The following is an 8010-nucleotide window of genomic DNA, read 5'->3' on the forward strand; positions in this document are numbered from 1 at the left end:
TATTTGTATATATATGAAGGACGCTGCTCCTATATGGACAGATGAGCGCTTTCCGCCATTTTCTACAGCAGGCGAGAAATCAGCGAAAAGGCGCACCCCGCCTGTATGATTACGGACAGGGTGTGCCTTTCAGGTTTATACAAAAGGAGATTTGACGGTAAAAAAGGGGACAACTATCGTCCACTTGCTAAAAGTATGCCTCTTTCTGTCAACATTTTTTAACATTCGTCTTATTGGCTGTAAGACAATGAGAGACTTCATTTCCCAAAAGGAGTACACGAGACTGGCCTTTCACCCCAAGCATCCCTTCATCGTATAATCGTCAATAATTATACAATCTTCTTTTTAAATTTCAATCGCTATGACTTTTTTGGTCGCAAAATGACTTAATTGGCATCTAAAAATTGCTCTGTCTCTCTTGACGCGACGGTACAATAGAAGGCAAGCGCTCGCTTCGTGTGAGACGCTTTATCCGTTGAAGTTTTTCCTCCGGCTGTAGAGGGCCGTTCCAGCTAAGCCTGATCCTGCGAGGAAAAGCAGAAACAGCCAAAGTGTCAGACCGCTGCCGTCACCTGTCTGCGGCGAGGCCGGATCGGTTGGTCTGCTTGGAGCGGCCGGCTCCGTAGGATCGGGGGGATTCACCGGTTCGGCTGTGCCGCCTCCCGTTGCCGGAATTTCAACCGCCGCTTCCCGATATCCGCAGTCTTCACATTCTTCGTGCTTGGAGCCCGCTTCCGTCTCCGTGGCTTCCCTGTCAGTTACCCATGTAAAGTTATGAGCGGCTTCGCCGGCCTTAGCGCCGCAGGCGCATTCATGCCAGTGATTTGTATCGTCGAATTTCCACTCCCTGCCGTAGGCGTGATCGAGCATCGGAATGACGATATCTGGGATCTCACTTGTCCCTTCCGCATCTGCAAAATATTTGCCACAAGCGGAACAATGCCAATGCTCTGCGTTGCCTTCAGTGGTGCAGGTGGCTTCCACCCGTTCACAGTGCGTCAGCGTGTGACCGAAAGCCACAATCACGCTTCCCTCCGCAATTCTCTCACCGCAGCCAATGCAGTAGGTGTCTCCGGTATAGCCGTCTTCCGTACAGGTAGCCGCTACCGAATTCCGCTCCTCCGTGCCGCCGTCATGGTTCGCGGCGTCAAAGGCGCCGTACTCTTCTCCGCACTCATCGCAGACCGCTTTGGTATGGCAGGTTGCCGTACCGCCGGTGTGCACTCCATAGCCGAGCTTTTGGCTGTTTCCGGTGATCGTACAGCCGTCAGCGGTGCATTCATGCCAGTGGTGGGTATCGTCGCCGCTCCACGCCGTATCCCAATCGTGATCGGTTGTGACTTGTATCGGCCGGCTGACGGCCTCCTGAAGCCCCGTCTGGTTATCTTTTCCCACCTTTGCCCAGAAATAATAGGTGGTGTCCGGCTTTAGGTTCTCAAAGCTGGAAAAGATTGAAAATTCTGAAGCGGACGGAACCGTGTCCGGCGTGTCGCTCACGGCGTAATAAATAAATTCCCAGTCGTCCGCCAACTGGCTGGCTTCTGCCGAAAGCTCTACAGAATCTTTCGTGACGCTTATAACCGTGCAGGTGATGGTTCGCGCAATCTTCGTATGGGTGAGCTGAAACGTCACGCTGGAACCGTCCTCCGCTCTCCATGGGTTCACGCCCTTTTGGGCATATTCCTCCCTATACCAGAAGCGTATCACTTGACTTGCGACTTCCCCCTGCGCCAGCTCATGGGCCGTATAGTCTCCACCCTTGGTTCCACTATAATGTGCAATATAATCTTTCGCATACACCGTGACATCGCAGTACCATCTTCCGGTCGTGGTATCCCACGCGACTTCGCCCAGAGTGTAACCGTCTCTGCTGTCTGTATTGTCAAACAGTTTCAGGTGGGCATCATAACAGGTGGTGCCATCTTCTACACAATGAAGGATCACCTCGATAGCCGTATGATTGGAATCGCCGTTGCTCAAATCGTCATATGCCGGCTGGGCAGGCGCCGTTTTGGGAAGCTTCACCGACGCTTTCTCGTAGCCGCAATCTTCGCACTCCTCATGCCCGGTTTCCGACACAGCAGTCTCGGATTCCAGTATCCAGGTAAATGTATGGGCCGCTTCATCATTCTTATCTCCACAGGTGCATTCGTGCCAGTGGCCGTTTTCGTCGGACAGCCATTCACCTGTCCAGTCACAGATATGGTTTTCATTCTCCACTCCGCAGATCGTGCAATATTTCAGAGCATTATTTTCTCCAAAATAGCAGACATGCTTTCCTACGGACTGGTAAGCGGCGGGAACCGCCGAGACGTACCAGTCGCCGATCTGTGCCGGAGTGGAATCCAGCGCCGTTCTCAGGACATGGGTGATGGTTACCGTTCTCCCATCCTCATTTGCCGTATATTTAATTCCCGTCGGGACGCTGACCAGATTATTGCCTGAGGTCGGAATCAGGGCCACCGCTGTGGAAGAACAGCCTCGGAATTCAACATTTGTCGTAAATGAGACCAGGCCCGTTAGGATCGTCACCATTTCCAACTTCGAACAGGAGGGGAAGGCGTCGTCCACCGTCAAGGTTTCCGTTCTCCCTGCCGGAAACGTAACGGATTTAATATTGGCACTCCGAAATGCATTATTCTCAATAGAAGTGACGCTGTTTGGAATGATTACGTCCATGGGTTCATCGGCCTTGTAGCCGAAATTCATAAATGCCTGCTGGCCGATAGTCGTAACGCTGTCCGGGATCGTCAGCGAGCTGACGGCCCAGCAGCCCATGAAGGCGGATGCCGGTATCTCGGTAATGCCGTCAGGAATGACAATCTCCTTCAGTGCGGTACACGTATTAAAGGCCGCCCTTCCGATATACGTCACGCTCGAGGGTATATTGATGCTTTCAGCCTTCTCACAGTGGTCGAAAGCATACGCTTCGATCCTTGTAATGGTGTCCGGAAGGGTAATAACCTTTGCCTTATTATATTGAAACGCATATTCTCCCACTGCCGTTACCGTGTATTCTACATCCTGATAGGTGATCGTATCCAGAATCCTCAGTTCCTCTTCCCCTGTAAAAACATTGACCGCACCGTTTACGCCCATACAGGTTGCCGTCTGCGTTGTGCTGTCCAGCTTATACTTCATGGTATAGCTCCATTCGTTTCCATAGGTATCCGTGCGGGTAAAGTCCAGGGACTGATAAAAATAAAGTTCCCCGCCCTCTTCCTTGAACTCACCTTCCGAATCCGCAGCAATAGCTGCCGATGGCAATAGTACAAATACCATGCACAAGCATAAAATCAGAGACAAGACTTTTCTCATTTTCATAGTGTTTCCTTTCTTCCTTGATTCCTTTGGTTTCCTGTTGCGAAAGTTGCTGCCTATTCTAATCATCGACATATTTATTATACAGTCCTATTTTGAGAAAATCTATTCCCATAACTTTTTTGGTCGTAAAACGACTTGATTGATTTCAAATACTGACGCTCCTCTTAAAAATGGCAGAAAAGAAGCGCTGGCAAACAATTTCGCCAGCGCTTCCGAATAGAATGACGATCGATCAGCTAACTTTTTTTCCTCTGCTATAGAGAATCGTGCCTGTCAAGCCTGAGCCTGCGAGGACAAGCAAAAGCAGCCAAAGCAGCGGATTCCTGTTGTCGCCTGTCCGGGGACTGTCACTCGGATCCATCGTGTCCGTCCCCGTTGCCGGGATTTCAACTGCATCCTTTTGATACCCACAGTCTTCGCATTCCTCATGCTTAGAGCCTGCTTCCGTTTCCGTGGCCTCTCTATCGAGTACCCATTTGAAGTGATGGGCAGCTTCGTCGGCCTTAGCGCCGCAGGCGCATTCATGCCAGTGATTTGTATCGTCGGATTTCCACCCGCTATCGTAAGTGTGATCGATCAGCGGAATGACGGTCTCCGTGATTTCGTCTGTACCTTCTGCATCCGAGAAGTTCTTCCCGCAAACCGAGCAGCTCCAATACTCTTTGCTCCCCTCTGCCGTGCAGGTCGCTTCCACACGTTCATGGTGGGTCAGCGTATGACCGGCGGCAGGGAGCACTGCCGTCTTGGTGTCCGTATAAGTCTCTCCGTTGAACTCCACGCTTGCGGTATAAACCGTCTGCCCCGCTTCGGTGCAGGTGGCCGGCGCAGTCTCACCGGTCAGCGCTGCGGACAATATTTCGGTGTGGGATGCATCACCGGTGCAGGTAAACGTTGCCGTTGCGCCGGAATAATCATCTTCCCACACCCATGTGGGAGTTCCCCAAATGTGTGTGTGCGTGATAACCGAGCGATCTCCCACTTCTACGCCATTGGCGGTTACATTGCCGGTGCCGTCATTCTGAACGGTAACGTTGTTCGGCAGCCCTGTAAGGGATACATCCCCATTCTTCACTGTGACAGTGTCTCCAGATGCAACAGCATCGGCGACTCTCTGGGCCACGGTTTCAGAGGTGCCGACATAAAACGTGGATTCCTCCCCGGAAGTCACGCGAACGGATGCGGCATCTTCCGCAACAAACTGTTCAACATCCGAGGAGAACACGCCGCCTGTAATTTGGGCTCCCTGTGTGCTTGTATCCGTTAAATAGTTTACAGCAATTGCGACTGCATTCTCGCTTTCAAACGTGCCGTCGTTGATTGTCACCGCGATTGGCCGCGCAACTGTCCCACTGTTGCTGGAAACCGTGTACCCGCCCTCCACGTAGATTGCGTTGCCTGTCTGCGGGAATCCCAATCCCGATGTATTGCCATCGTAGGGCTCATCATGGGGCTCCGGCGTGCCGGTTGCCGTAATTTTGGTATCCTCGTTCACCACTACCTCTCCGCCTTTGACGACGATGCCGTTATCTACCGCTGTAATCGTGGAGTTTTCGATGGTCAGAGTGCCGCTTTTCGGCGGAAAATAGATCCCCGTTGACTGTGTCGTTATGACGCTGTTCCGAACCGTAACATTTTGATTTGAATTCAGCCCCTGTACGCCAAGAGATTGATCTGCTGAGGTCAACGTAATGGTGTCCAATGTCAGATTCAGATTTGCACAGTCTCTGATCGAGGCGTCCGAAGGCGTCGAGTTATAGGCGTAGATACCATATGTCCCCTCCGCTTCGCTGGTTAGGCTGCCGTTTTTAATGGTCAAGGTTAGATTCGGCGTTAAAATCCCTATAATATCGCTGTTTACCGCCGTTGTGCTCAAGGTTTTCTCGTTGAGGTTTAACGTGTAGGTTCCCTCTTTTTTGAACCGCACCTCCGTTTCATCCGTATTCTTCAGCAGCACAATTTCGCTTCCGGACGCCGCTTCGTCTATTGCCTCCTGAAGCGTATCGTAATGCACGTTTCCAATGGCCGCCGCGTGCGCGCAAGTACTGCCGCCGGGGCAGGTATCCGAGCTTGCCGCAAACACCGTCACCGGCGTAAGCGTCAGCACCATGCAGAGCGCTAACAGCAGACGCCCGCCTATAGCCGTTTCTCTTTTTTTACCACGATAACCAAACTTCATGCTATTGCCTCCTTTTCTATACTACACAATTTTATCATATATTGAGGAATAAATCTACCTTTTTATCGCAAATTGGGCTGAATTGGCAATGGCAAGCGCAGAAAGACAAGTTGATTTTTTCATTTTTTTCGAGTATACTTATTGTAAATTTTTTTGCACTGGAGGTGAGCTTGTGCGAATTGCACTCATAGACGATGACCGCGCCCAGATTGAAGCGCTGTCCAGGCTGGTGTTAGCGGAAGTTTCAAATTCCGGCTATCCGGCGAGTAAAATCGAGGCCTTTGATAGCGGCGAAGCCTTCCTCGCCAAATGGCAGCCCGGCGCGTATGATATCATGATTCTTGACATTTTTATGGACGGGCTCTCCGGTGTAGACGTCGCCCGCAAAATACGGGAAGCGGATGACACGGTACGGTTAGTGTTCTGTACCACCAGCAACGAGTTTGCCTCTGAGAGCTATGAGGTAAACGCACAGTATTACCTGCATAAGCCGGTGACTCAGGAGGGAATCGCTGCTATGTTCCGGCGGCTGAACCTGGATGTTCTGGAAAAAATGAAAATCGTGACGCTGCCGGATGGTCATCCTATTCTGATCTTCAACATCCTCTTCACGGATTACTATAATCATGTGGTAACGCTCTATGTAAAAGGCGAGGAACCCTATCGGATTCGGATGTCTCAGGCGGAGCTGGAAGCGCTGTTGCTCCCTTATGGGTATTTTTTCTCTCCCGTCAAAGGGATCATTATAAATTTTCATGAAGTCGTCAAAATGACGGAAGAAGACTTTATCCTCAGCAGTGGGAATGTCATCCATATCACCCGCCGAAAATACAAAGAGGCCAAGGATGCCTATACCCGGTTTCGCTTTGACAAAATGCGCAGGGAGGTGGAAACCTGATGTTGCCATCTTATCGAATCGCAGAGGTTGCGATCTATTCCGTTCTGAACCTCTTACCATTTATGCTGCTGGCGCTTTATCCCTTTCGCAGACAGCTTCGATTTTCTATGGCTGTGACCCTCGCCCTAGCCATTCTATTGGTGGCCACACATATCTCAATAGGGTTGCTGTCTGCTCTGCATCCTGGGCAGTTTCAAGGGCTCCTTTCTCTGACATCCACTGCCATCTATGCGATATTTTATTTTGTCGCAGTAAAGGTATCCTTTGGCAAAAAGCTTTTTACCCTATTAATGCTTTCTAATGTGGTCAATATGGCCGTTATCGGCGCCAAATATTTGGAGGGACTGGTTTTTGGCAGAGAGATGGCGCTGCAGGCTTATCGCTGGACATTTTCCTTATGCCTCGTGATCGTCATTTTCCTTGTGGCGGTTCCCTTATCTCTGTATTTCCACAAATACTACTCGGATGGGATCAACAAGGACGCCGGAGCCCCCTCCTGGAATTATCTGTGGCTGATTCCTGCCACCTTCTATCTGTTGTGGTATTATCTCAATTATCAAAATGGGTCGGCGGCGCTGGAAAACGCATTGAAACTCTCCACTGTACTCTTTACCCTGCTCACCAATCTGGGCGCCTTTTTGGTCTATCACACCGTTGTCCGTTTGATCAATGAATTGGAGAAAAGCAGTAAGCTGGCAGCGCAGAACCACCAGCTTGAAATTCAAAGCCTTCAATATGAAAATCTGAACCGGCAGATTGCCGCCACCCGTCAGGCGCGGCACGATCTCCGGCATCATATCGCCGTCATGGACGGCTACCTGACCTCCGGAGAATACGGCAAGCTGCATGAATATCTGCAAGGCTACAGACAGTCGCTTCCGAATGACGATGCGGTATTGTTCTGCAAACATGAAGCTACCAATATCCTGCTGCTCTACTATGCACAGCAGTCCAAAGAAAAGCAGGTTGACTTTTCTGCATCGGTGTCTCTCCCGGAGCAGCTTGGCGTCCCGGACAACGTGTTATCGGTATTGCTGGGCAATCTTTTGGAAAACGCATTGGAAGCCTGCGCATCCGTTGAGAAGAATCCAAAAATTTCCGTGAAAGCCAAGGCGCAGCTGGACGCTTTATTCATTCAGGTAGAAAACACCTATGGCAAGGAGCCTGTAAAGGACAGGGAAGGCCGTTACCTTTCCTCCAAGCACAAGGGGGTAGGCGTCGGTTTAGAATCTGTCCGGAATATCGCGATGCAGTATGACGGTATGCTGGAAATCAAACCGGAAAAGGGCTGCTTTCGCGTCTCTGTCTTGCTGAATGTTCCATGAACAGGGTGCTTACGTATACATACTAAAGCTCTCCACCGCCTCCGGGTAGCTTTTGCTGCCGGAGCGCTTTACGATTTCGCCCTGCGAGCGACACAGGGATGCAAGGTCGCTCCGGCGGGCTTGTCTTTTTTGTTCTTCGGCAAAATGGATATATCAGATTGACATACGGACTCCTCCTAATATATAAGTGTAGGGTTTCAGTACCCAACAGCCAGTTGGGACTTAATCCTCTCATTGTTTAAGCTGTATAATGATTAGGCATCGGTCTGACGCCAACTCCCAGGACC

At 50.6% G+C, this 8010-nt stretch carries 4 protein-coding genes; 2 read left to right on the forward strand and 2 right to left on the reverse strand.

From position 1 onward, the window contains the following. Positions 1-468: 468 nt before the first annotated feature. Positions 469-3324 carry a leucine-rich repeat domain-containing protein gene (locus H8730_RS10490; RefSeq protein ID WP_249289810.1) on the reverse strand — a complete coding sequence of 952 codons (2856 nt, stop codon included), beginning with the start codon at positions 3322-3324 and terminating at the stop codon, positions 469-471. A gap of 232 nt (positions 3325-3556) precedes the next feature. Next, positions 3557-5500 (reverse strand): right-handed parallel beta-helix repeat-containing protein, encoded by a 1944-nt coding sequence (locus H8730_RS10495; protein WP_177719637.1) that lies wholly within the window; start codon positions 5498-5500, stop codon positions 3557-3559. Positions 5501-5672: 172 nt separating this feature from the next. Between H8730_RS10495 and H8730_RS10500 the strand changes: the two genes are divergently transcribed. Further along, entirely contained in the window at positions 5673-6398 is a 726-nt protein-coding gene (locus tag H8730_RS10500; protein WP_177719636.1) for a response regulator, read from the forward strand. Further along, positions 6398-7723 carry a sensor histidine kinase gene (locus H8730_RS10505; protein ID WP_177719635.1) on the forward strand — a complete coding sequence of 442 codons (1326 nt, stop codon included), beginning with the start codon at positions 6398-6400 and terminating at the stop codon, positions 7721-7723. The genes H8730_RS10500 and H8730_RS10505 overlap by 1 nt, the downstream gene beginning before the upstream one ends. Positions 7724-8010: the final 287 nt, after the last annotated feature.

The sequence above is a fragment of the Bianquea renquensis genome (assembly GCF_014384895.1).
Taxonomy (GTDB): Bacteria; Bacillota; Clostridia; order Lachnospirales; family Bianqueaceae; genus Bianquea; species Bianquea renquensis.

Excerpts from the sequence above, each read along its gene's own strand:
- H8730_RS10495 (WP_177719637.1), bottom strand. The coding sequence starts at position 5,500 with ATGAAGTTTGGTTATCGTGGTAAAAAAAGAGAAACGGCTATAGGCGGG.
- H8730_RS10490 (WP_249289810.1), bottom strand. The coding sequence starts at position 3,324 with ATGAAAATGAGAAAAGTCTTGTCTCTGATTTTATGCTTGTGCATGGTA.
- H8730_RS10505 (WP_177719635.1), top strand. The coding sequence starts at position 6,398 with ATGTTGCCATCTTATCGAATCGCAGAGGTTGCGATCTATTCCGTTCTG.